General features: G+C 65.4%; 20 protein-coding genes. 13 read left to right on the forward strand and 7 right to left on the reverse strand.

What is annotated here, in order from left to right:
• Positions 1-90 precede the first annotated feature (90 nt).
• Positions 91-540 (reverse strand): cupin domain-containing protein, encoded by a 450-nt coding sequence (locus tag ACQR2C_RS20860; protein WP_315805785.1) that lies wholly within the window; start codon positions 538-540, stop codon positions 91-93.
• Positions 541-671: 131 nt separating this feature from the next.
• Between ACQR2C_RS20860 and ACQR2C_RS20865 the strand changes: the two genes are divergently transcribed.
• Complete coding sequence (locus ACQR2C_RS20865; protein WP_315805784.1) at positions 672-1,715, forward strand: AraC family transcriptional regulator; 1,044 nt, start codon at positions 672-674, stop codon at positions 1,713-1,715.
• On the opposite strand, the gene ACQR2C_RS20870 is transcribed toward ACQR2C_RS20865, so the two are convergent.
• Positions 1,705-2,925 carry a polyhydroxyalkanoate depolymerase gene (locus ACQR2C_RS20870; RefSeq protein ID WP_316177794.1) on the reverse strand — a complete coding sequence of 407 codons (1,221 nt, stop codon included), beginning with the start codon at positions 2,923-2,925 and terminating at the stop codon, positions 1,705-1,707. The two genes, ACQR2C_RS20865 and ACQR2C_RS20870, sit on opposite strands and share 11 nt — an antisense overlap.
• Positions 2,926-3,115: 190 nt before the next feature.
• On the opposite strand from ACQR2C_RS20870, the gene ACQR2C_RS20875 reads away from it, so the two are divergent.
• From ACQR2C_RS20875 to ACQR2C_RS20885, 3 genes are all read left to right on the forward strand, one after another.
• Complete coding sequence (locus ACQR2C_RS20875; protein WP_315805782.1) at positions 3,116-3,769, forward strand: glutathione S-transferase family protein; 654 nt, start codon at positions 3,116-3,118, stop codon at positions 3,767-3,769.
• A gap of 350 nt (positions 3,770-4,119) precedes the next feature.
• Complete coding sequence (locus ACQR2C_RS20880) at positions 4,120-4,554, forward strand: cupin domain-containing protein (RefSeq protein ID WP_315718052.1); 435 nt, start codon at positions 4,120-4,122, stop codon at positions 4,552-4,554.
• A gap of 300 nt (positions 4,555-4,854) precedes the next feature.
• Entirely contained in the window at positions 4,855-5,331 is a 477-nt protein-coding gene (locus tag ACQR2C_RS20885; protein ID WP_315805781.1) for an HXXEE domain-containing protein, read from the forward strand.
• A gap of 23 nt (positions 5,332-5,354) precedes the next feature.
• On the opposite strand, the gene ACQR2C_RS20890 is transcribed toward ACQR2C_RS20885, so the two are convergent.
• Positions 5,355-5,627: a hypothetical protein gene (locus tag ACQR2C_RS20890; RefSeq protein ID WP_315805780.1), complete on the reverse strand. Its 273-nt coding sequence runs from the start codon at positions 5,625-5,627 to the stop codon at positions 5,355-5,357.
• Between the two features lie 185 nt (positions 5,628-5,812).
• Between ACQR2C_RS20890 and ACQR2C_RS20895 the strand changes: the two genes are divergently transcribed.
• From ACQR2C_RS20895 to ACQR2C_RS20915, 5 genes are all read left to right on the forward strand, one after another.
• Complete coding sequence (locus ACQR2C_RS20895; RefSeq protein WP_434882079.1) at positions 5,813-6,139, forward strand: hypothetical protein; 327 nt, start codon at positions 5,813-5,815, stop codon at positions 6,137-6,139.
• 49 nt (positions 6,140-6,188) lie between these two features.
• The gene (locus tag ACQR2C_RS20900) at positions 6,189-7,058 is read left to right on the forward strand and encodes a GyrI-like domain-containing protein (RefSeq protein WP_434882008.1); all 870 of its coding nucleotides are present in this window, start codon (positions 6,189-6,191) and stop codon (positions 7,056-7,058) included.
• A 148-nt stretch (positions 7,059-7,206) separates the two neighbouring features.
• Complete coding sequence (locus ACQR2C_RS20905; protein WP_434882009.1) at positions 7,207-8,133, forward strand: SMP-30/gluconolactonase/LRE family protein; 927 nt, start codon at positions 7,207-7,209, stop codon at positions 8,131-8,133.
• A 186-nt stretch (positions 8,134-8,319) separates the two neighbouring features.
• Positions 8,320-8,913 (forward strand): GNAT family N-acetyltransferase, encoded by a 594-nt coding sequence (locus tag ACQR2C_RS20910; protein WP_434882010.1) that lies wholly within the window; start codon positions 8,320-8,322, stop codon positions 8,911-8,913.
• A gap of 63 nt (positions 8,914-8,976) precedes the next feature.
• Entirely contained in the window at positions 8,977-10,611 is a 1,635-nt protein-coding gene (locus ACQR2C_RS20915) for a GMC family oxidoreductase (protein ID WP_316239261.1), read from the forward strand.
• A 318-nt stretch (positions 10,612-10,929) separates the two neighbouring features.
• On the opposite strand, the gene ACQR2C_RS20920 is transcribed toward ACQR2C_RS20915, so the two are convergent.
• Positions 10,930-12,075, reverse strand: coding sequence for an ABC transporter substrate-binding protein (locus ACQR2C_RS20920; protein WP_434882011.1), 1,146 nt, complete (start codon positions 12,073-12,075; stop codon positions 10,930-10,932).
• A gap of 179 nt (positions 12,076-12,254) precedes the next feature.
• Between ACQR2C_RS20920 and ACQR2C_RS20925 the strand changes: the two genes are divergently transcribed.
• Positions 12,255-13,046, forward strand: a complete 792-nt coding sequence (locus ACQR2C_RS20925) for a helix-turn-helix transcriptional regulator (RefSeq protein WP_434882012.1) — start codon at positions 12,255-12,257, stop codon at positions 13,044-13,046.
• Between the two features lie 90 nt (positions 13,047-13,136).
• On the forward strand, positions 13,137-14,315 hold the full coding sequence (locus tag ACQR2C_RS20930; RefSeq protein ID WP_434882013.1) for a cytochrome P450: 1,179 nt from the start codon (positions 13,137-13,139) through the stop codon (positions 14,313-14,315).
• Positions 14,316-14,360: 45 nt separating this feature from the next.
• Here ACQR2C_RS20930 and ACQR2C_RS20935 read toward each other — a convergent pair whose 3' ends face one another.
• Positions 14,361-16,040, reverse strand: coding sequence for a PAS domain-containing protein (locus tag ACQR2C_RS20935; protein ID WP_434882014.1), 1,680 nt, complete (start codon positions 16,038-16,040; stop codon positions 14,361-14,363).
• A 303-nt stretch (positions 16,041-16,343) separates the two neighbouring features.
• Here ACQR2C_RS20935 and ACQR2C_RS20940 point away from each other — a divergent pair, with 303 nt between their 5' ends.
• Complete coding sequence (locus tag ACQR2C_RS20940; RefSeq protein ID WP_434882015.1) at positions 16,344-17,480, forward strand: PAS domain S-box protein; 1,137 nt, start codon at positions 16,344-16,346, stop codon at positions 17,478-17,480.
• Positions 17,481-18,296: 816 nt separating this feature from the next.
• On the opposite strand, the gene ACQR2C_RS20945 is transcribed toward ACQR2C_RS20940, so the two are convergent.
• Positions 18,297-19,889 (reverse strand): ATP-binding protein, encoded by a 1,593-nt coding sequence (locus tag ACQR2C_RS20945; protein ID WP_315804505.1) that lies wholly within the window; start codon positions 19,887-19,889, stop codon positions 18,297-18,299.
• Between the two features lie 271 nt (positions 19,890-20,160).
• On the opposite strand from ACQR2C_RS20945, the gene ACQR2C_RS20950 reads away from it, so the two are divergent.
• Complete coding sequence (locus ACQR2C_RS20950; protein ID WP_316177812.1) at positions 20,161-22,290, forward strand: phosphocholine-specific phospholipase C; 2,130 nt, start codon at positions 20,161-20,163, stop codon at positions 22,288-22,290.
• A 44-nt stretch (positions 22,291-22,334) separates the two neighbouring features.
• Here ACQR2C_RS20950 and ACQR2C_RS20955 read toward each other — a convergent pair whose 3' ends face one another.
• Positions 22,335-23,849, reverse strand: a complete 1,515-nt coding sequence (locus ACQR2C_RS20955; protein WP_434882016.1) for a helicase HerA domain-containing protein — start codon at positions 23,847-23,849, stop codon at positions 22,335-22,337.
• Positions 23,850-24,071: the final 222 nt, after the last annotated feature.

Raw genomic sequence — 24,071 nt, forward strand, 5'->3', positions numbered from 1 at the left:
ATGCTGCAGGCGCACGGAGCCGACAGCGATGATCGCGCGCCGTTCGTACCGCAACAATCGGGGGGCGCTCGCTGGGGCCCGCGCTGTCGCCTAGTCGTTGGCCTCCGGCGGCAGGAAGTCGACCTCGTGCTCCGCCGAGATTCGCACCACTTCGGCCGGGTCGGCGAGATTGTGCAGCATGTTGAACAGCGCCTCCAGCTTCTGCATCGGCGAGACCCAGAACAGCGCGCGCGCCGGCTTGTCGGATTTGTTGAAGTAGCCATGCGGAATGCCGCGCGGCATGCGCACGAGGTCGCCGGCATTCGCCTTGACCCAGACGCCGTCGAGCTTGAGGTCGAGTACGCCTTCCTGCACCAGGATGAACTCGTCCTGGGTGGGATGAACGTGAACCGGCACGAACTGCCCGGGCTCGCTGTTGGTCTCGAAGGCGAACGTGGAGTCGGTGACGGCTTTGGGATAATAGAGCTGACCCAGGATATTCCAGGTCTTGCCGGCATAGCCGGTACCTGCGCGCGTGATGCCTTTTTCGAGTGTGATCATGGCGGATCTCCTTGCTGCACGCATGGGAGGATCGAGCCGGGGCCTGCCCAAGTCTATCCGGAAAACGAATCCCTCGACGTCAGTTGCTAATTATTATAGGTTTCAAACGATCTCGACGGGCGATGTAGGCCATGACTGCAGATGCAGCCGCTGATCGTAGTTGGAAGTCACCGGCGGTGCCGCGGCTGACCGCCTATGGTCGTGTTGCAACGCACGATGTCGATGAGGCCGCTGAACAAATAGGCCGCATCTTCTGTCCGCATGGGCTGCAACCGGAGGCGGATACTGCGCGCGATTTCCTCGCTCTGCATAATTGCGCGGCATTCGATGGCTTTTCCATCAACTACGTCGCCTATGGCGGTGCGGTAACCATTGATCCGGGCTGTCTCGACCGCTTCTTCCTGCTGCAGCTCCCGCTGGCGGGGACCGCGCGGGTCTTCGCCGGGACCGGCGAGGTCGCGACGGCGCCGGATCATGCGGCGTCGCTGCTGTCGCCGACATTGCCCACGCGCATGGTCTGGGAGGGGTGCGCTCAGTTGATCCTGTTGCTCGACCGCCGTCTCGTGGAACAGCGCGCAGCAGCGCTGTCCGGGCGCGCGGTGCAACCGATCGAATTCGATCCCGCAATCGCGTTGTCGGGATGTCATGGCTCGCGGCTCCGGGCTCACATGCTCGGGCTCGCCGACCTCGCCGAGCGTCTCGGCGGTGGGCGCGGACTGCCAGCGGTCGCGGCCGCCAATTGGCGCGAGACGCTGCTGGATATTCTGTTCGCGCAGCCGGGAAATGGTCTGGCGGAGGCGATCAGGCTGCATTCCGGCCGGGTCGAGACGCTGCCGCAGGCCGTCCGCCGGGCGCGTGATCTCCTGGCAGCGCACGCAGCCGAACCGCTCGATCTGGCGCAGCTTGCGGCATCCTCAGGCGTGGGGATCCGGGCGCTGCAGGGCGGCTTCCGCCGCCATTTCGGCATGTCGATCTCCGACATGCTGCTCGACATCCGGCTGGCGCGGCTCAATGCGCAATTGATGACGGCTGCGCCGGAGGCGCGGATCATCGACATCGCCTTCGACCTCGGCTTCACCCATCTCGGGCGGATGGCGGGGGCCTATCGCGACAAGTTCGGGGAGGCGCCGTCGGCGACGCTGCAACGCGCACAGCGCGGCCGCTTCACGAATTGACGTGCACGAAATCCCGCAGCAGCGGATAGATCTCGTTGTTCCACTTCTTGCCGCTGAACACGCCGTAATGGCCGACGCCGGCCTGCATGTGATGGACGCGGCGATAGGCGCGCACGTTGGTGCAGATGTCCTGCGCCGAGAGCGTCTGGCCGATCGAGCAGATGTCGTCGCGCTCGCCCTCGACCGTCATCAGGCCGATGCGCCGGACTGCCTTCGGGTCGACGGGACGGCCGCGGTGCATCAGTCTGCCCTGCGGCAGCAGATGGTCCTGGAAGACGTCGCGCACCGTCTCGATGTAGAACTCCGCCGGCAGATCCATCACCGCGAAGTACTCGTCGTAGAAGGTCTTGATCGTCTCGGCCTTCTCGACCTCGCCTTTGGCGAGATGGTTGGCGAGATCCATGTGCTGCTTGACGTGGCGCTCGAGATTCATCGAGACGAATGCCGTGAGCTGCACGAAGCCAGGATAGACCTTGCGGAAGGCGCCCCTGCATTGAAAGGGCACGTAGTGGATCAGGTTGTCCTCGAACCAGTCGATCGGCTTGCTCTTGGCGAACTCGTTGACCTTGGTCGGCTGGATCCGCGTATCGATCGGTCCGGCCATCAAGGTCAAGGTGGCTGGCCGCGACGGATGGTTGTCCTCGCACATCACGGCGGTGGCCGCGAGCGCGGAGACCGACGGCTGGCAGATCGCCACCATGTGAGGGCGCGGCCCGAGCTGGCCGAGGAAGGTGATGAGATGATCGGTGTAATCTTCGAGGCCGAAGCGGCCATGATCGCGCGGGATGTCGCGCGGATTGTGCCAGTCTGTGATATAGACGTCGTGATCCTGCAATAGCGTCTTCACGGTACCGCGCAGCAGGGTGGCGAAATGGCCGGACATCGGCGCGACAAGCAGCACCTTGGGCTGATCCGGTGCGGCATCCTTCTTGAAGTGCAGCAGCGAGCCGAACGGCGTCTTGAACGTGACCTCTTCGGTGACGGCGAGCTCGCGGTTGCCGACCATCACGCTGTCGATGCCATAGGCCGGGCGGGCGTAGGTCAAGGCCGAGCGGGAGATCAGCTCGAGCGCGGCGGACAGACGCCGCATGGCGCGGCTGGATAGCCCTGATGGGATCAGGTTGAGATAGCGCATGGCGGCTGCCGCGCTCTGGCGCCACGGCTCGGTCAGGTCCATGTGGTTCTGATAGGCTTGGTACAGCAGCGCCATCGCGTCCGATCCATTACATGCATTGGTGTATGCAATATCGAAGCCAGAGCGGCCGAGTCTTGCCTGAAAAACTGGCATGTCGCTTGCTCGATGAAATCTCTCACATATCCGGCTCCGCCCATCGCGCCGCTTGCACGAGCGGCACGATGGGCGGACGACAATCGACAATGCGGCAACAGGGTAGGGCGACATGGCCAAAGCGACGTTGACCATCAGTAGCAAGAATTACTCGTCGTGGTCGCTGCGCGGCTGGCTGCTGGCCAGGTTTGCCGGACTGGATTTTGACGAGGTGATCGTCGGTCCGGACGACGCGTCGGCTCGCGCCGAGATCCTGCTGCTGTCGTCCTCGATCCTGGTGCCGTGCCTGCGCCACGATGGTGCGACGATCTGGGATACGCTGGCGATCGGCGAGTATCTCAACGAGACCTTTCCGGAGGCAGGCCTGCTGCCAGCCGACCGCATCCAGCGCGCGCATTGCCGCTCGATTTCGGGCGAGATCCATTCCGGCTTCACGACTCTGCGGGCGTCGCTGCCGGTCAATCTCAAGGGCCACTTTCCGGGCTTCAAGGTCTGGACGCGGGCGCAGGCCGACATCGATCGCATCTGGGCGATCTGGCGCGACTGCCTGGAGAGATCCGGCGGTCCATTTCTGTTCGGCCAGCGCGGCATGGCGGATGCGATGTATGCGCCGGTGGTGACGCGCTTCGTGACTTATGACGTGAAGCTGGAGCCGCAGCTCAGGGCCTATGCCGACCTGATCATGGCGATGCCGGAGATGCAGCAATGGATCGAGGCCGCCAAGGCCGAGCCCGAGGAGATCGAGGAGCTGGAGGTCGAGTACTAGGTGTCCTGCCGTCAGCGGACCATGCCCGCGGCCCTTGGCAGCCGCCGGCCCCGGCGAGAACGGCTCATGTCGCGGGCAGGTGCTGCTCAATTTGAAGCCGGATTTGCGTCCTCTCGGCGCGTGGCGTGAGCTGTCAGCACGTCACCATTGCCGTGTGGCGTCGGCCAAAACCCGGTTGTTGGCAATCAGTTCGGCGCGCGATGCCGTCACCGCCTGCCGATCTTTGCGTTGCGAACAGGGCGTGGCGTGGTTTTCGCATGGCACAATCCGCTTTCTGACGTGGTGGCCGCTGTGGCCGATCGATGGGCCGCAACGGTCGCCGATGTCGCAATCAACCGGTGGAGGCCGTCATGAACCAGCATGCAGTGGTGACCAAGTTTTCGCACGTGAAGCCCGAGGATACCGACTACAAGGGCGGTGGGTTGCGCGACTTCTTTCTGTATCGCGATCTCGGCATCGCCGACGCCACCGGCGGGCAGGTGATCTGCCACCTCGTCAAGGCCAATCCGGATTGTCCGCCGGTGGATGGCACAGGCTGGCATCGCCATGATTGCGATTTCCAGATCGTCATCATGATGAAGGGCTGGGCCCGCTTCATGTACGAGGACAAGCCGACCCTGGTGAAGGCCGGCGACGTCGTGCACCAGCGGCCCGGCATCGTGCACTACCTCTACGATTATTCCCCTGACATGGAATATATGGAGATCGTCAGCCCGGCCGACTTCAAGACGGTCGAGATGCCGCCGGCGACCGACAACGTGCCGCCGGTCACGCCCTGGACCTGAGCGCCTTCTCCGTTAGTCTTTGGCATCCGGTTGCGGCAAGCGGCCGGAGGCGTCTCCTCACGATGTGGTGGGTCGTCTCCGATGTGTCCGACATCTAGCGTGAACAGATCGCGCACCAGATGCGGCGTCCGATTCGGACGCGATTCGTTCCGGCAGCGTTCCAAGGATTAAGACTGCAAGGCAGCGCCGTCGCGTTTTGACACACGGCACGCGCGCTGCCTGTCTCGCGCCTTGGTACTCCACATTGCCCCTTGCGACCGGTCTGGTGCCGGTCCATCACCCGCAAGGGGAGCATCGATCATGACCTTGACCACATTGGCTTGGCTCGCGCTCGCGGCCTACGGCGCGCATATTCTCGAGGAATACACGTTCGATTGGCGCAATTGGGCGCGTACGGTGATGAAGCTGCCGGTCGAGTGGAGCGACTTCTACGTGACGAACGCGCTGGTTGTCGTGCTCGGCGCGGTGCAGGCGGAGCTTGCCGAGACATGGCCGCCGGCCGCGCTCACCTACGCGGCGCTGATGATCATCAACGCCATCTTCTTTCACATTCTGCCGTTCCTGCGCAGCGGAGGCAGATTCTCGCCGGGGCTGGCGACGGCGCTGATTCTGTTCTTTCCGATTGCCATTGCAATGTGGCGGCGGGCGTGGGGCGACGGTGTGCTCGACGTTGGAACGGTTGTTCTCGCGGTCGTCGCCGGCGCGCTGCTGATGGCCTATCCGGTCGTGATGCTCAATCTGCGTTCGAAACCATATTTTCGGCAAGACCGGCCCTGAGCAGGACTCAGGGCCCGGCATGATCAATAAGACGAAGCGCGATCGGCAACGAAGCTCGGCTGCGGACGGCGTCCATTGCGCTCGTCAAATCGCGAGCGTGGGAAGCGCCAGCCGATGACGGTGGCTTCGAGCGCGCCGCCGGATTCCTTGTTGTGCCATTTGCCATCAATGTAGAAACAGGGGAACGGTAGTTGGTAGGTGCCGCTGTGATCCTCGCACAGCACCTCGACCGTCTGTCCGGGCGGCGGCTCACCGCTGCCGTCGAATTGCGCCAGCCGTTTTTCGCGCGTAGCCATTCTGTCCATCTCCCTAAAAACGGGTCCCGGCCGGAACTTCAATGCGCGATTGAGGTCTCAGTATGGTATCAATCAGGAAACTCCTTCAGTTCCACGCAAAATCATGTGTTGGGCAAGCCAATGAGAAAATTGTGATGCGAAGAATCGTTGCTGCGGGAATCATTTTTGCCGCGAGTGTGCTCGCGATGTGTGTGAGTTCTGCCGCATATGCGCAGGATATTCCGGGCATCGAGATATGCACTGCAGAAAAGGCGATGGATCGTCGGACATCATGTCTGCAGAGCAACATCGATTTCCTGCAGAAGACGATGACCAAGCAAGCGCTCGATCAGCAGCAGAAGCTCGATGCGGCGAATCGGCAGATCCAGGCGCTGAAGGCTGCGCTGATCTCGCAGCAGGGCCTGATCGACGAACTGAGGGCGTCGCAGGCGAAGCTTGCGGACGAACTGAGGAAGAAGGCCGATGCGCCGGGCGCCAAGGACGCGGCGCCGGCGAAGCCGGCCGGCAAATAGCACGGTCCGCAGCGCAATAACGATCAAGCGCACGAGGACGTCCGCGCGCATGATCGGCCGCTTCGACAAGGAGAGGCGCGTGTCCAACAACCCGGCCGAGAGGGCGCTCTGGTTCATCGAGAGCCATCTGTCGACGCCGTTGACGTTGGATGATGTCGCTGCCATTGCCGGCGTGTCGCGCTTCCACATCGTGCGCGCGTTCGTGGCGGCGACCGGCGTCTCGGTGATGCGCTATGTCAGGCTGCGCCGTCTCAGCGAGGCGGCACGGGCTCTGGCCTCGGGAGCGCCGGACATTCTCAGTCTCGCGCTCGAGGCCGACTACGGCTCCCACGAAGCGTTCACGCGCGCGTTCCGCGACCAGTTCGGCGTCACGCCGGAATCGGTGCGCGCCAGCTCACGCCTCGATGGCCTGTCGCTTCAGGAGCCGATCATGATGGACCAGACCCCGCTCGCCGATCTCGCCGCACCACGTTTCGTCACGGCCAAGCCGCTGCTCGTTGCCGGTGTGGCCGAGCGCTTCAGCCATGACAACGGGGCCGGCATTCCGGCGCTCTGGCAGCGCTTCCACCTGGTCGAGCAGGATATCCCGGCGCGCGTCGGCGACGTCGCTTACGGCGTCTGCTGCAACGGTGACGACGCCGGAAACTTCGACTATATCGCAGGCGTCGCGGTAGCCGACTTCTCCAACCTGCCGCGCAGTTTCGCCAAGGTTCGGATTCCCGCGGCCACCTTTGCCGTGTTCGCCCATCCGGGCCACGTCTCGACCATCCGTCGCACCGTCAGCACGATCTGGAATCACTGGCTGCCGCAATCGGGCTGCACGGTTGCCGATGCGCCGAATTTCGAGCGCTACGATCAGCGCTTCGATCCGAGGACTGGTGATGGCGGCTTCGAGATCTGGGTTCCGGTGATTCGCTGAGGCGGTCCCGAATTGTGTCGAGACGCTGCAGGCCAGCCCTGCGGCGCCGGACCCTGCCGATTGCTTGGCAAGCAGCGGCACGTTTGCGATAACCTCACGCCTAACAACAATGCGCCGCAGCGCGGCGACGAAAGCGGGAGGTCGTCCGATGTCCGACATGCGCGTGCTCGCCACAGATCTGGAATTTCCGGAAGGGCCCGTGGTGATGCCCGACGGCTCGGTGGTGCTGGTCGAGATCCGCGGCAAGCGCCTGACGCGGGTGTTTCCCGACGGCCGCAAGGAGATCGTGGCGCAGATTCCGGGGGGGCCGAATGGCGCGGCGCTGGGGCCCGACGGCAAGATCTACATCTGCAACAACGGCGGTTTCTCCTGGATTCCGACCGGCAGGATGATCATGCCGGGCCCGCAGCCCGAGGACTATCTCGGCGGCTCGATCCAGCGCGTCGATCTGCAGAGCGGCAGGATCGAGACCGTCGTCAGCCGCTGCGGCGAGCACGCGCTGCGCGGGCCGAACGATCTGGTGTTCGACCGTCACGGCGGCCTGTGGTTCTCGGACCTCGGCAAGCGCCGCGCCCGCGACATGGATGTCGGCGCGTTCTATTACCTCAAGCCCGACATGAGCGAGATCGTCGAGGCCGTCCACGGCATTCTGCCCGCCAACGGCATCGGGCTATCGCCGGATGAGAAGACCGTCTACATCGCGGAAACGCCGACCGCGCGTCTCTGGGCCTACGACGTTCCGGAGCCCGGCACCGTCAAGCCGCGCGAGGTGATCTATCGTGGTGAGCGCGGCCGGCCGATCTGCGGCCTCGGGGGCTACCAGATGTTCGACTCGCTCGCGGTCGAAGCGAACGGCAATGTCTGCGTCGCGACGCTGATCTCCGGATGCATCAGCGTGATCGCGCCGGACGGCACGCTGGTCGAGCAGGTCCCGACCGGCGACCGCGTCACGACGAACATCGCCTTCGGCGGCCCCGAACTGAAGACCGCCTACATCACGCTGTCGGGCCGGGGCGAGCTGGTGGCGATGGACTGGCCCCGGCAGGGCCTGCCGCTGAATTTTCTGAACAAGTGAACGCGGCTGGGCATCGTCATCACGGCGCGCCGGTGATAACCAGCTGGCTGGAACGTCGTCGGAATTGCTCCTCATGGTGAGGAGCGCCGCAGGCGCGTCTCGAACCATGAGGCCTCCATCGTGGCCTCATCTTTCGAGACGCAGCGCTTGCGCGCTGCTCCTCGGGATGAGGGGAAGGAGTCTTTGATGCCCCTTCTTGAACCAGTCACCCTTCGCGGCCCGCATGCGAGCCTTCTGCTGCTGTCGGCGGACCATCACGATGCGCTGGTCGAGGCCGTCAGTGACGGCGAATTGTGGAAGCTGTGGTACACCGCAGTTCCGAAACCCGAGACCATGGCCAGGGAGATCGAGCGCCGGCTCGGCCTGCTCGCGGCCGGCAGCATGCTGCCGTTCACGGTGCTCGATGCCGACGGCCGCGTCGCCGGCATGACCACCTACATGAACGTCGATGCCGCCAACCGCCGCGTCGAGATCGGCTCGACCTGGTATGCGAAGCGGGTGCAGCGCAGTGCGCTCAACACCCAGTGCAAGCGGCTGCTGCTGGCGCATGCCTTCGAGGCGCTGGACTGCATCGCGGTCGAGTTCCGCACCCACTTTTTCAATCACCAGAGCCGCCGCGCCATCGAGCGGCTCGGCGCCAAACAAGACGGCATCTTGCGCAGCCACCAGATCGCGCCGAACGGCACGCTGCGGGATACCGTCGTCTACAGCATCACCGCGGCCGAATGGCCGACCGTGAAGGCGCATCTCGACTACCAATTGAATGACAAGCCGCGCTGACCGCGCTATGGCCGCTTGCCGCCTCGCGCGGCTGATGACGATGAGACCGGGACGAACGACCAGATGGATACCTTCGACTATGTGATCGTGGGCGCCGGCTCCGCCGGCTGCGTGCTGGCGAGCCGCCTCAGCGAGGACCCTGAGGTCACGGTGTGCGTGCTGGAGGCGGGGCCGCGCGACTGGCATCCCTACATCCATCTGCCGGCCGGCTTCATCAAGACCTTCTACATGAAGAGCATCAACTGGGGTTATCAGCAGGAGCCGGGGCCCTACACGGCCGGGCGCAGCATCTACGCGCCGCGCGGCAAGACGCTCGGCGGCTCCTCGTCGATCAACGGCCATGTCTACAATCGCGGCCAGCGCCAGGACTTCGACACCTGGGCGCAGATGGGCAATCGCGGCTGGAGCTATTCCGACGTGCTGCCGAATTTCAAGCGCATGGAGAAGCGCATCGGCGCCGGCGAGGACCAGTATCGCGGCCGCGACGGCAACCTCATCGTGACCACCATGGAGTGGAAGGACACGCTGTGCGAGGCCTTCATGGATGGCGCTGTCTCGCTCGGCATCCCGCGCAACCCGGACTACAACGGCGCGATCCAGGAAGGCGTCTCCTACGTCCAGCGCACCATCCAGAACGGCCGCCGCGTGTCGTCGGCGACCGCATTCCTGCGTCCGGCCAGCAAGCGGCCGAACGTCGAGGTTCGCACCCACGCCCATGCCACCGGCGTTGTGCTGGAAGGCAAACGCGCGGTCGGCGTGCGCTATCATCGCGGCGGGCGCGGCGGCGTGCCGGTCGAGGTGCGCGCGCGTAAAGAGGTGATCCTGTCCGGTGGTGCCTATAATTCGCCGCAGCTCTTGCAGCTCTCCGGCATCGGCGCGCCCGAGCTGCTGCAGGAGCACGGCATCGAGGTGCGTCATGCACTCCGAAGCGTCGGCGAGGGCCTGCAGGACCATTACGCGCCCCGCACGGTGGCGCGTGTCAAGAACATCAAGACCGTCAACGAGCTCGCGCGCGGCCTCAATCTGTGGGGCGAGGCGCTGAAATGGGCGGTGACGCGGCGCGGCATCCTGTCGCTGTCGCCGACCATGGTCTACTGCTTCTGGCATTCCGGCGAGACCGCCGAAAGCTCCGACCTGCAGCTCACCTTCACGCCGGCGAGCTACAAGGAGGGCGTGCAGGGCCAGCTTGAGGACGAGCCCGGCATGACGGTGGCGTCCTGGCAGCAGCGCCCGGAGAGCCGCGGCTATGTGCGGCTGCGCTCGGCCGATCCGTTCGCGCCGCCGCTGATCCAGACCAACTATCTCACCGCCGAGCTCGACCGCCGCGTGGTCGTCGCCGGCATGAAGCTGGCGCGTCGCCTGCTGGCCTCGGCCCCGCTCGCGCCGTACTATGCTTACGAGGATTTTCCGGGACCGAAGGTGAACAGCGACGACGAGTTCCTGGCCGCGGCGACGCAGCGCGCCACCACCACCTTCCATCCCGGCTGCTCCTGCCGGATGGGACCGGCGGACTCGACCTGGGCCACGGTCGACGACCAGCTCCGCGTCCATGGTCTCGAGGGCCTGCGCGTCGCCGACGCCTCGATCATGCCGCGCATGATCTCCGCCAACCTCAACGCTGCGACCTTGATGATCGGCGACAAGGCGGCGGATTTGATCTTGGGCAAGGGCGACGCGGGAGAGCGGCTGTCGGCGTAAGCGGCGGGCTCACTCAGCGCGGAAGCAGCTCTATCCGTCGCTCTCTTGTCAGCTGAATTCGAGCGCTCGCGGAATGGTCGGTGCGCTCCCTCTCCCCGTTCTTACGGGGAGAGGGTCGGGGTGAGGAGCAGACGCACGGGTGGTGCTATTGCTCTGCGACCCGGAGCCGTCGTGCTCGTCCGATGGACCGGTGATCCTGGCCGCTGATGTGCCATGCCCCTCACCCGGATTGCTGTGCAATCCGACCTCTCCCCGCAAAGGGCGGGGAGAGGTTGCACCGCCCGTGCTGAAATAGTCGGGCCGACAACGCGACGTTACCTACTTCACCAGCCTGAACCTCCCGCCCTCGACCTTGATCAGGAACGCCGAGCGTTCGTCGTAGCCGTTGTGGTCGGTCGGGCTCATGTTGGAGAGGCCGTTGTTGAGATAGACATCCTTGCCGCGCTCGAGTTCGTCGCGCAGCGCGGCGCGGAATTCCGGCGTGCCGGGCTTGGCAGCCTTCAGCGCGCCGGGAATGGCGCCCTTGAGCAGGGTCGCGGTGTCCCACACATGCGCGGCAAAAATGTTGGGCTTGTCGCCATTGGCGGCCTGATAGGCGGAGACGAACGCGTCGTTGGCGCGGCGGAAGGGATCCTCGGGCGCCAGATCGTCGGCGATCGAGAACGCTTCGCCGGCGAAGATCGCACCCTCGACATTCTCCTTGCCGAGCTTGATGAACTCCTGCGTCGCGACGCCATGGGTCTGGAAGATCTTGCCGGCATAGCCGCGCTCGCGCAGTGCCTGCTGCGGCAGCACGGCCGGCGTGCCGGCCGAGGCGATGAACACCGCGTCCGGATTGGTGGCGATCACCTTGAGCGCCTGGCCGGTGACGCTGGTGTCGCCGCGCGCATAGACCTCGTGGGTGGTCACCGTGAGCCCGAGCTTCGGCGCGAGCTTCGTCACCTCCTGATAGTAGCCCTCGCCATAGCCGTCGGACACGCCGATGAAGCCGAGCGTCTTCACCCCGCTCTTGGCGATGTATTTGAGCATGGCCGCCGCCATGATGTCGTCATTGGGCACGACCTTGAACGCCCATTTGCGCTTGTCATCCATCGGCTGCACGATCGCGGTCGAGGCCGCCAGCGACAGCAACGGCGTCCTGCTTTCGAGCGCGACGTCGAGCATCGGCATGGTCACCGGCGTCAGCGACGAGCCGATGATGACGTCGACGCCGTCCTGGATCACCAGCCGGCGCGCGTTCTGCAATCCCTTCACGCTGTCGGATTCGTCGTCGAGCGCGATGTAGACGATCTTCTCGCCGCCGATCTCCTTCGGCAGCGCCGCCACCGCCTTGATCTGCGGCTGGCCGAGCGCGGAGCCCGGCCCGGTTGCGGACACCACGATACCGACCTTGATGTCGGCGCGCGCGGGCGAGCCGAAAGCCATCGTTGCAGCAATTCCGATCGCCGTGAGCGCGGCTCTCATCGCGTATCCTCCCCGTTGAGCATGCTCGGCGCGTTGACTGGCCGAGACCTTGGCCGATGAGCGTAGCCGGACCGGCAGCCCCGTGTCTGTCCCCGTGGTTGGTGACGCAGGGCGCGGCGCTTCCAGCCGAGGCGGGTTGCTGCTAGGTTTCGGAGAACAGAAAGATCCGGGAGGAACGCATGGAGGCTCAGGAGCCTGGCATCGAGGCGGCCGGAGCCGTCGGCGCGATGGTGCTCGCGATCGGACAGCCCGCGTTTCCGCAAGTCCTGATCGAGGCGTTGCGCATCGTTGCCGATGTCGGTCACTGCATGGTGTTCACCTTCGAGAACCAGCGCTCGGCGCGCTGCCTGCTCAGCACGGGCAACATCGCGATCGGGCCCGACCTCGGCGCGGCCTATTCGGAGCATTTCCACACCGCCGATCCGAACCGGGAGGCGATCTTTCGCGCGCGCGGAGACGCGCGCCACATCCTGCTGCCGAACTTCGCACGCCGCATGTACCCGAAGGGCTACCGCAAGCTTTTCTTCGAGGATTCCGAGATCGTCGACAAGGCCGCCACCGCGATCTGGGTCGGCGATCACTGCACCTATGTGAATTTCTATCGCACCGCTGTCCAAGGCGGCTTTGCGCCCCACGAGCGCCAGCGCATCGCCGCGGTCGCCCCGATCGTGGGGGCCATCGTCGCGCGTCATTGCCAGGATCGCGCCGCCGCGATGGATCCGGCCGACAGATTTGCCTCGTTGTTCGCCGCCGGCGGACCGCTGTCGGTGCTGACCGCGCGGGAGAAGGACGTCTGCCGGCGCATCCTCGAGGGCTTCACCTCGGAGGCGATCGCCGGAGATCTCGGCATCGCCCTCAACTCCGTCTTCACCTATCGCAAGCGCGCCTATGAGAAGCTCGGCATCGCCTCGCAGAACGAGCTGTTCGCAATCGCGCTGCGCCTGATGGCGACACCGCGGCCGCTGAACTGAGCGAGAGGCGCGCGCATGCTGTCACCCATCGCCGGGACAGACGTCGCCCGCGCGCGCGGCTAGCTTGCGCCGTCCGACTGGAGATCGACAGTGAGCACAGCACCGCGCTTCGACATCGATACCGCCACCTTCTGGGCCGATCCCTATCCGGCGCTGGCGCGCATGCGCCAGGAGGCGCCGATCGCCTTCGTGCCGCAGCTCGGCAGCACGCTGTTGTGCCGCCGCGACGACATCTTCGTGTCCGAAAAGCAGATCGACGTCTTCAGCTCGCATCAGCCGCAGGGCCTGATGAACCGGCTGATGGGTCACAACATGATGCGCAAGGATGGCGCGGCGCACATGGCGGAGCGTCAGGCGATCGCGCCGGCGGTGTCGCCGCGCGCCGTGCGCGTGCACTGGCTGGCGCAGTTCCAGGCGCACGCCGACCGGCTGATCGATGCGCTCGATCCGGCCACGGATGTCGATCTCGTCGGCGATTTCGCTCTGCCGTTCTCGGCCGAGTGCCTGAAGCTGATCACCGGCCTCACCAACATGCGCTTCCAGGACATGAATGCGTGGTCGCAGGCGATGATCGACGGCATCGCCAACTACACCGGCGATCCCGCGGTCGAGGCGCGTTGCAACGCCGCGACCGCCGGCATCGATGCCGCGATCGACGACATGCTGCCGGTGCTGGAGAAGACCCCGAACCAGAGCCTGCTTGGCGTGATGCTCGCCGCGCAAATGCCGATGGAGAGCATCCGCGCCAACATCAAGCTCGCCATCTCGGGCGGCCAGAACGAACCGCGCGACGCGATCGCCGGCACGGTGTGGGCGCTGCTGACGCATCCCGAGCAGCTCGCGCTGGCCATCACTGGCGAGGTGCGCTGGCTCCAGGTGTTCGAGGAATATGCCCGCTGGATCTCGCCGATCGGCATGTCGCCGCGGCGGATCGCCAGGCCATGGAGCATCCGCGACGTCGCCTTCGAGCCGGAGGAGCGCGTGTTCCTGATGTTCGGCTCGGCCAACCGCGACGAGGCGCATTTCACCGATCCCGATCGCTTCGACATCCGCCGCGACGTCTCCAAGAGCATCGCCTTCGGCGCAGGCCCGCATTTCTGCGCGGGCGCCTGGGCCTCGCGCGCGATGATCGCCGACGTCGCGCTGCCGACGCTGTTCGCGCGGCTCAAGGACCTGCGCCTGCGTGACACCGAGCCGGTGCGCATCGGCGGCTGGGCGTTTCGCGGTCTGCTCAATCTGCCGGTGACCTGGGACGCGACGCAGGATTGATCCTGGCCGCGGCGCTCGCGGGGAAGCGCCGCGCTCGGGCGGTCTCTACGCCCTGCCTGCTGCGATCGCCTGCGCCTCTGCGGCTGCGCGCTGCATGCTGGACGACATCTCGCCGGTGACCGTGCTCTGCTCCTCGACGGCGGCGGCGGTCGAGGTGACGTATTCGCTGACGTTCTGGATCTCGACCTTGATCGCGTTCAGCGCATTCACGACCTCGCTGGAGATCCCGTTCAGTCCGGAGATCTCCGCGCCGATCTTGTCGGTGGCGGCCTTGGCCTGCGTGGCGAGATTCTTGACCTCCGACGCGACCACGGCAAAGCCGCGGCCGGCATCGCCGGCGCGCGCCGATTCGATCGTGGCATTGAGCGCCAGCAGGTTGATCTGCCCTGTGATGTTGCCGATCAGTTCGACGATGCCGCTCATCGCCTGTGTCGCCTCGCTCAACCGCTTGGCCTGCGAATCGGCTGAGGCGACCCGGTCAGCCGCCCCCATGGCGGTCTCGCGCGACTTGGTCATGGCCTCGGAAATCTCGCGCACCGAGGCGTTCAACTCCTCGGCACCCGCCGCGACGGACTCCATCATGCCGCGAACGCGCTCATTGCCCATCCGCACCAGCACCTGCTTGGTGACGTCGGTGGCGTATTTCACGACCTTGAAGGGCTTGCCATTGAGGTCGAGGATTGGATTGTAGGAGGCCTGAATCCAGACCTCGCGGCCGCCCTTGCCGATCCGCTTGTATTCCGATGCCTGATATTCTCCGCGGTTCAGGGCGGCCCAGAAGTTGCGATAGGCCGGGCTGTCGCGCTCCGACGGATCGACGAACATCGAATGGTGACGGCCCTTGATCTCGGACAGCGTATAGCCGAGCGCCTGCAGGAAATTGTCGTTGGCGTTGATGATGGTGCCGTCCAGTTCGAACTCGATCACGGCCTGCGATTTGCTGATGGCGGCGATCTGTCCGGCGAGATCGGCATTCCGAAGCTTCTGGGCGGTCACGTCGGTGGCGAACTTGACGACCTTGAAGGGCTTTCCGTTCTGATCGAACACCGGATTATAGGACGCCTGAATCCAGACCTCCTTGCCGCCCTTTCCGATCCGCTTGTATTCTGCGGCCTGGTATTCGCCGCGGTTCAGGGCGGCCCAGAACTCGCGATAGCCGGCACTGTCGCGCTCCTGCGGCGAAACGAAGATGCTGTGATGCTTGCCTTGGATCTCCGGCAGACTGTAGCCAAGCGCATGCAGAAAGTTGTCGTTGGCGGTGACGATCGTGCCGTCCAGGTTGAATTCGATCACGGCCTGTGATCGACCGATGGCCGCGACCTGGGCGCTGTAGTCGAGGTTCTGCAGCCGCACGCTCGCGTCGGACCACTCGACGACCGTTCCGGCGCGGGTTCCATCCGGGTGTTTCAAGGGCTGCGCGACCAGATCGAACGTCCACTTCCCGATCTTGATGGTGGCCCGGTGCTCGGACGTAAGGGCCTGCAGCATGCGGCGCTGGTGCGTCGGGTCCTTGTGGAACACGTCGATGTTGGTGCCGATGAGTCCGTCGACGCGGAAGTTCGGCAACTGCGCCTTGAGATCGGCCTCCGCCTCACGCATGAGCGCCCGTACCGCCTCGTTCATGTAGACGATGTTGAGTTTGTCGTCGGCGACCATCACCTTCGCGGTGATCGCGTTTGCGGCCAGGGCGGTCAGGGATGCGGCGTTGTTCTTGCGGCCAAACATGACGGTCTCCTGTGCAAACGATCACGCCAGCGATGTGCACATGCTCGTGATCACGCGATAGTTGCTGTGATCCGGAGACGGCGCTGACTGCGATCATTCCTGAACTCGATGATCCCCGTAAATTCCCGGGGGCTTTATTCAATCTAACAGCTCGTCAGTAAGATTCGGTTAGGCAGCAATCTGCAGCGATGTTCTGATTGTGCAGGAATGGCCGTGAATCTGCGGGGCGTGTTCAGGTGTCGCAGGGCCGGGATTGCCTTAGATCAAGATCGACATGATCCTCGGCGCTAGGCTCCATCCGGATTGGATGGTATCGGCTTCGACATGCCAGGGAAGGACATTGCCGAAATCATAGCGGTGCCGAGGGGGTTTCTGGACAGCCTCGGCATCGGCATCTCGATCGTCGACAGTGCGACGGGACATGTCCGGTTTGCGAACGCCGAATGCTGCCGGATCGTTGGATACACGCTGGAGCAGCTCAAGTCCGGTGGGCTGACCTTTGTCGATCTGACCCATCCAGAGGACTGGGAGCGCAATCGACTGCAGCACGACAAGCTGCTTGCAGGCGAGATCGCGACTTATCAGCTCGACAAGCGCTACTTCCGGCGGGACGGAAGCGTCGTGTGGGGACGTGTGACCGTCAATCCGATCAGGGACGCCAGGGGCCGCCTGAAGTGGTTCTGCGCCGTGGTCGAAGACATCACGACAACCAGGATCCTGGAAGAACAGCTTTCAGCCGCGGAGAAGCTCGCTGGGTTGTCGACGTTCAACCTGATCGTCGATGCAGACGATTCCAAGGGAGATTTTCCGCCGGCGCCGCCATCGTCGCTGCGCGACATGTTGTGCCACGTGCATCCCGAGGATCGGAACGGGCTCGCGCAGGTCATCCGTCGTGCGATCATGAAGCGAACCGGCTATACGCGCGACTACCGGGTGCTTGGCAAAGCCGGTACGGTGCGCTGGGTCCGTGGCATGGCGACCTCCGTCTACAGCCCGTCCGACGGACGAACCCATCTCGTCGGCGCGACGATCGACGTCACCGCGGATCATCTCGATCGCGATCGCCAAGTGCCGGAGCCCATTCGCAGGATACTGGAACACATTGAGACGAACTGGGATCAGAAGATATCGATCCAGCAGCTCGCGGTTCGCTACGGCGTCAGCCCCCGCACGGTCTATCAGTACTTCGCGAAGAGCGGCGTCTCCTTGGCCGAGAAGATCAAGCTGACGCGAATCCAACATGCGCACCGCTTGCTGTACGATGCGAAAGCAGGTGACACGGTGACGTCGATCGCCTTGCGATGTGGCTTCAGCAATCCCGGGCATTTCGCCAGGGAGTATCGAAAGATCTACGGTGAGACGCCGTCGGAAAGTCTGAGGCAGGCGTCATTGCCGCTTGCGGCGCGGGGGGAAGCCGCCGCTGCTCCGTCCGTCCGCTGATTGTCAGCCGATCTTCACGGCTTCACATCCGGATGGAGCGCCGGCCAGATGTGCCCGACGGGCAATCTCCGCATGCTTCGTATGCGCGAAATGCCCGTCGAGTTAGTTTGCCGCAGCCGCGCCGGCTTGCGTCGTCGGGCAAATCAGGACGATGGTCTTGCCCATCCCGCCTCGAGCAGAGGGACGTACGCGTCGTCACGAACGTGGAGGCGGGCTGCGATGGACGTGACGGCTGTGCCAGACGAGTGCAGTCGTGACGGACGGCGAAGTCGTGTGGTCCTGGCCTCTCGACGCTGAGGTCTGCGCAACGCGCCAAAGGCGCGTTGTTGCAAAATGGGGGCAAGAACGCCGATCCCCAGGGAGAGCACGAAGGACACCGTAAAACCATCGCGCGGGGAAGGCCGGGTCTGTCCGGCTGTACCTGTGGTACCTGCCGCCTGCATTCTTTTGAGCAGGCGGGCCACGGGCCTCAGCCGAGGTCCGGCCTTCCTCGCGCCCTCTCGATTTTCAGGAGGGACATGATTGCCGCATCACCTGCGCCTCATGGGCGGCGGGAAGGCGGCGTCGCGTCTTTATGGGTTGTCTCGGGCACAGTGTGATGGAAGGCGCCAACCGCGATCTCAGCCGTCGTCCCGGCCTTGCACAGGGACCCATAACCCCAGGAAGATGTGTGAGGCACGCTGGTGGATCGATCTCGCTTCACCACCATGGCCGGTGGCTATGGGTCCCGGCGCAGGGCCGGGACGACACCGGTTGTGACGCGCGAGCTCTGGCAAGCGAGACATCGACCGACCGGCGCCACCATCGCGGTTCGCCTCACGCTTCCAGCGCCGTCCTGATCATGCGCGCGAGATCGGCGCTCATATACGGCTTCGCCAGCAGCAGCACGTCGGCATCGAGCCGGCCATGATGCACGATCGCGTTCTCCGTGTAGCCCGATGTGTAGAGCACCTTCAGTCCGGGACGGCGCTTCTCGGCCTCGATCGCGAGCTGGCGGCCGTTCATGCCGCCTGGAATGATGACGTCGGTGAACAGCAGGTCGATGCGTTCCGGATTGTCGATCAGCGCCAGGCCCTCGGCGGCGTTGCTGGCGGCGAGCGTGCGATAGCCGAGCCGCCGCACCTGCGCGACCACGTAGTCCCGCACCAGCGCATCGTCCTCGACGATCAGAATGGTCTCGCCGCCGCGCGCCACCGCCGGACGTGCCGTGTCGGCGGCAGGCAGCTCCGGCGCGCCCGCGGCCCGCGGCAGATAGAGCTTCACGGTGGTGCCGTGGCCTTCCTCGCTGTAGATCTTGACGTGGCCGTTCGACTGCTTGACGAAGCCATAGACCATGCTGAGCCCGAGGCCCGAGCCCTTGCCGACGTCCTTGGTGGTGAAGAACGGCTCGAACACCTTGTCGAGCAGCGGGCCGGGAATGCCCTGGCCGGTGTCGCTGACCGCGATCATGACGTAGCTGCCGGGCTTGGCGTCGCGGTTCAACTGCGCATAGTGCTCGTCGAGCGTGACGTTCTTGGTCTCCAGGGTCAGCTTGCCGCCGTCCGGCATCGCGTCGCGGGCGTTGAGCGCGAGGTTGAGGATCGCGGTCGAGAGCTGGCTCGGATCGATCAGCGCCGGCGCGCTGTCATGGGCCAGCATCGATTCGATCTCGATCTGCTCGCCGAGGGTCGGCCGCAGCAGGCGGCCGGCCTCGACGATGAGTGCATTGATGTCGGTGGCGCGCGGCTGCAGCGGCTGGCGGCGCGAGAAGGCGAGCAGATGCCGGGTCAGATCGGCGCCGCGCTCGGCGGCGGCGCTGATCATGCCGGCGATGCCGGCGAGCTGGGGCTTGTCCTTGACGGCGTCGGCAAGGATCTCGATCGTCCCGGTGATGACGGTCAGGATATTGTTGAAGTCGTGCGCGACGCCGCCGGTGAGCTGGCCGATCGCCTCCATCTTCTGCGCCTGACGGACCTGGGCCTCGTTGGCCTCGATTTCCTGGAATCGCCGCACCATCGCTTCCGCGGCGCGGCGCTGCCGGATCTCCTCCTCGAGCTGCGCATAGGCTTTCTGCAAGGTGATGCGCGTCGGCAGGACCAGAAGCTGAGGCAGCATCTTGATCATGATGACGATGATTCCGATCGAGGTGACGCCGAGAAAGACGTTGATGATGTCCGTGATGGTCGAGGTCGGCACCCAGAGATCGACGATCGCGAGCAGGCGGGTGACCCCGACGACGGCCACGAAGGTCGCAAGCGCCCCGACGATGCCGCGGAACATGACGTCGCGCCAGCGCCGCCGCAGGAACGTGCCGACGACGAAGGCGATAGTGAAGAAGGCGCTGGCGATCAGTCCGTTGGACACGACCTGCAGCCATGTCCATGCCACCGCGCCCTGCAGACCCGCCGCTTGCACCGTCAACGTCGGCATATGCAAACCATCCTCAACAACGCAACCCGCCAAATCCGGGCTCGCCCGGTCTGTCGTCGTCGCAACCCGAACGGATCATTCAGCTTTTCGTCTCGGGTGCAAGGGCAATGGCGGCTTCGACGTGCATCGCGGCAGGGCGCCCTCGCCGCGAATGCCGCTCCGCCGCGCGGCGTCAAAAGCCTGCCACACATCCTTTACCGCCCGGTCACGCGGTTGTTAACGCGCCGACCTAAGCCGCTCGACACCGTCATCACCATGGGGAATGAACGAGATGTCGAACACGATCGCGCACAACCGGCGCGAGTTCCTGCGGCTGCTCGGAGCGTCGGCTGCGACCGCCGCCCTCGGCCAGAGCATCGAGCGCGCGCATGCCATTCCGGCGTTCAATCGCCACGGCAGCATCGAGGACGTCAAGCACATCGTGGTGCTGATGCAGGAGAACCGCGCCTTCGACCATTATTTCGGTGCGATGCGCGGCGTGCGCGGCTTCAACGATCCCCGCGCGGTGAAGCTGCCGAACGGCAACCCGGTGTGGCAGCAGCCGAACGGCGCGGGGGCGGTGATGCCGTTCCGCGTCGACAATGCCGGCCAGGTCTATGTCGAGGACGTCGCCCATGGCTGGAACGACGGTCAGAAGGCCTGGAACAACGGCAACTACGACAAGTGGATCGCCAACAAGGGCACCACGACCATGACCTGCATGAACCGGCAGGATCTGCCCTGGCACTATGCGCTGGCCGACGCCTTCACGGTGTGCGATCAGTATTTCTGCTCGGTGATGGGACCGACCGATCCGAATCGCTACTACCTGTGGACCGGCTGGGACGGCAACGATGGCAAGGGCGGCGGACCGGTCATCACCAATGCGGAAGCCGGCTACGACTGGACCACGTTCCCGGAGCGGCTGGAGAAGGCGGGCATCTCCTGGAAGGTCTATCAGGACATCGGCACCGGGCTGAATGCAGCCGGCTCCTGGGGCTGGACCCAGAATCCGTGGATCGGCAATTACGGCGACAACTCGCTGCTGTATTTCCACCAGTACCAGAATTCGCAAGCAGGCAGTCCGCTGTACGAGAAGGCGCTGCGCGGCAGCAACATCGCCAATGGCGGCACGTTCGAGAACCTGTTCGACGGGCTGCGCAACGACGTCCGCAACGGCACCCTGCCGCAGGTCTCGTGGATCGCAGCTCCCGAGGCGTTCAGCGAGCATCCGAACTGGCTGCCGGGGCCGGGCGCCTGGTACATCTCCAAGGTGCTCGACATCCTGACGTCGAATCCGGAGCTGTGGAGCAAGACCGCGCTGATCATCAACTACGACGAAGGCGGCGGCTTCTTCGACCATGTCGTCGGTCCGTATCCGGCGATGTCGCAGGCCTGGGGACAGTCGACCGTCGATGTGAGCACGGACCTCTTCGCCGGCGATGGCAGCCACATGGCCGGTCCCTACGGCCTCGGCGTCCGCGTGCCGATGCTGGTGGTGTCGCCGTGGTCGCGCGGCGGCTTCGTGTGCTCGGAAGTGTTCGACCACACTTCTGTGATCCGCTTCATCGAGCGCCGCTTCCACCACAAGGCGCCCGATCTGTTCGAGAGCAACATCCCGGCATGGCGGCGCGCGGTGTGCGGCGATCTCACCTCGGCGTTCAACTTCACATCGCCCAACGAAGGCATGGCGCCGCTGCCGAGCACGGCCGGCTACAAGCCGCCGGTCGCCGACATCACCTCGGGCGCGCGCTTCGACGACTATCATCCGGTGCCGCCCGCCAAGCAGGTCCTGCCGCAGCAGGAGCCGGGCATCCGTCCGGCGCGCGCGCTGCCCTACGATCTGCGTGTCGACGGCGATGCCGATGCCGCGCACAAGACGTTCGGAATCCGCTTCGTCAATCCGGGGCAGGCCGGCGTCTGCTTCCACGTTCGTTCCGGCAACACCGCGGCCGGCCCGTGGAGCTACACCGTCGAAGCCGGGAAATCGCTGCACGGCGTGTGGGACCTCGCGGCCAGCGCCGGCCAGTACGATCTGTCGGTGTACGGGCCGAACGGCTTCTTCCGCCACTTCAAGGGCGGCGTCGCCACCACCGCGGCGCTCGTCGATGTCGATACCGTCCATCTCTGCGATTGGGACGACGGCGACGATGCTCGCAGCCTTGCGATCGCGCTCACCAACAAGGGCGCGAGCTGCGTGGTGACTCTGGCCGACAACTACACCGGACGCAGCGAGCGGCACCGGCTGCAGCGCGGCCAGCGGCTGGAGACGCGGGTTCGCCTGCAGCAGACCCATGGCTGGTACGACCTGACGGTCACGACGGACGGCGACGCCAACTTCAACTGGCAGCTTGCAGGCCACGTCGAGAACGGTCGGCCCAGCATCAGCGATCCGGCGATGGGCAGGATCGCCGCGACCTGATCGCAGACGACGGCGGGAGGCGCCCGGAGCAAACCGGGCACCTCTCACGACGACGAAGCGACGAGGCCTTCGTTGGTCGCATCGTCGGCATTGGGATCGCCTGGCGCGGTGGCCCAGGCGAGCTCGACCAGGGTGACGATGCGGCGGCCGGCGCCGTCGAGCTGGCAGACGATGAGGCCCTGGTCCTCGATATAGGTCAGCAGGCGCTGCGCCCGGCGCAGCGAGTGCGAGCCGTAGGCGCGGGCGATCGCGGCATCGCTCGGGCAGGGGCGGCCGTCCTTGGCGGCGCGGGCGATCATCATGAACACGCCCTGCATGTCCTCGGGCAGCAGCGAGGCGCGCAGCGACACGTCCTGCCAGCCGGCGTCGTCGGCTGTGTCGTCGCCACCGAGGCCGGCGCGGGCGCGGGTCAGCATGCGGCGGAACTCGTTGAGGTCGGGCACGGCCGTGCCGAGTCCCTCGATGCGGCAACGGACGACGAATTCCTGGTAGAGCACGCCGACGGCGCGGAAGCCGGCGTCGGGCTCCGCCAGCACCGCGCGCAGCACGCGCTCGACGCGGGCTTTGCGCTCGGCGAGCTCCTCCTCGCTGACGGCGGGCGCCGGCGGCTCGGGGCGCAGCTCGAGCGCAGCAGACTTCGCCGCCATCAGCTGGTCGAGCAGCTCGGGCTGCGGCTTGCGCTGCGGCCGCGCGTTGGTCTCGGGCGGCGGTGCGGCGAGAATCACCGCGCGGGCGTCTTCGAGCGACGCTTCCGGCAGCGGCATCAGCCGCGGCGTCGCGTTGCGCGGCTTGGTGTCGGTCGGGCCGATGCGCAGGCCCAACGGCCGGCGCGACAGCGCGGGGCCCAGCGCCATGAACTGGCCGCGCTCGAGGTCGCGGAACGCCTCGGCCTGGCGCCGCTCCATGCCGAGCAGGTCGGCAGCGCGGGCCATGTCGATGTCGAGGAAGGTGCGGCCCATGAGGAAGTTCGAGGCCTCGGCCGCGACGTTCTTGGCGAGCTTCGCCAGCCGCTGCGTCGCGATCACGCCCGCCAGCCCGCGCTTGCGGCCGCGGCACATCAGGTTGGTCATCGCGCCCAGCGACGCCTTGCGGGCCTCGTCGGAGACTTCGCCCGCGACGGCCGGTGCGAACAATTGGGCTTCGTCGACCACGACCAGCATCGGGTACCAATGGTCGCGGGAGATCTCGAACAGGCCGTTGAGAAAGGCGGCCGCGCGCCGCATCTGATTCTCGGCATCGAGGCCTTCGAGGTTGAGCACCGTCGAGACGCGATGCATCCGGGCCCGTTCGCCGGCGACCTGCAGGGCGCGCTCGGTGTGGTCCTCGGCCTCGATCACGAGATGGCCGAATCGCTCGGCCAAGGTGACGAAGTCACCCTCGGGGTCGATGATCGTCTGCTGCACCCAGGGCGCGCTCTGCTCCAGCAGGCGGCGCAGGAGATGCGACTTGCCGGAGCCGGAATTGCCCTGCACCAGGAGCCGGGTCGCCAGCAGTTCCTCGAGGTCCAGGGCGGCAGGCGATCCCGCCGCCGTCTGCCCCATCTCGATCGCAACCGTCATGTGCCCCGACTCAACCCCGCTTCACGCAGAGGCTGGCGCTTAACAAGCGCAGCCGCGCACGTCGAGCGTTTGCGTTGGACTGTCCCAAGTTGCGAGATCGGCTGTGGATGGACGGATGGATCCCGCCGCGCCGCCGAGTTCCTCGTTGATGCGCTCGTTGCCCGTTCTGGCCAGTGCTTGGCGCCCGCGCGCATTTCACGATATTGTGCGATGAAAAAGGGG

The organism is Bradyrhizobium sp. HKCCYLRH3061 (genome assembly GCF_051168015.1).
GTDB lineage: Bacteria > Pseudomonadota > Alphaproteobacteria > Rhizobiales > Xanthobacteraceae > Bradyrhizobium.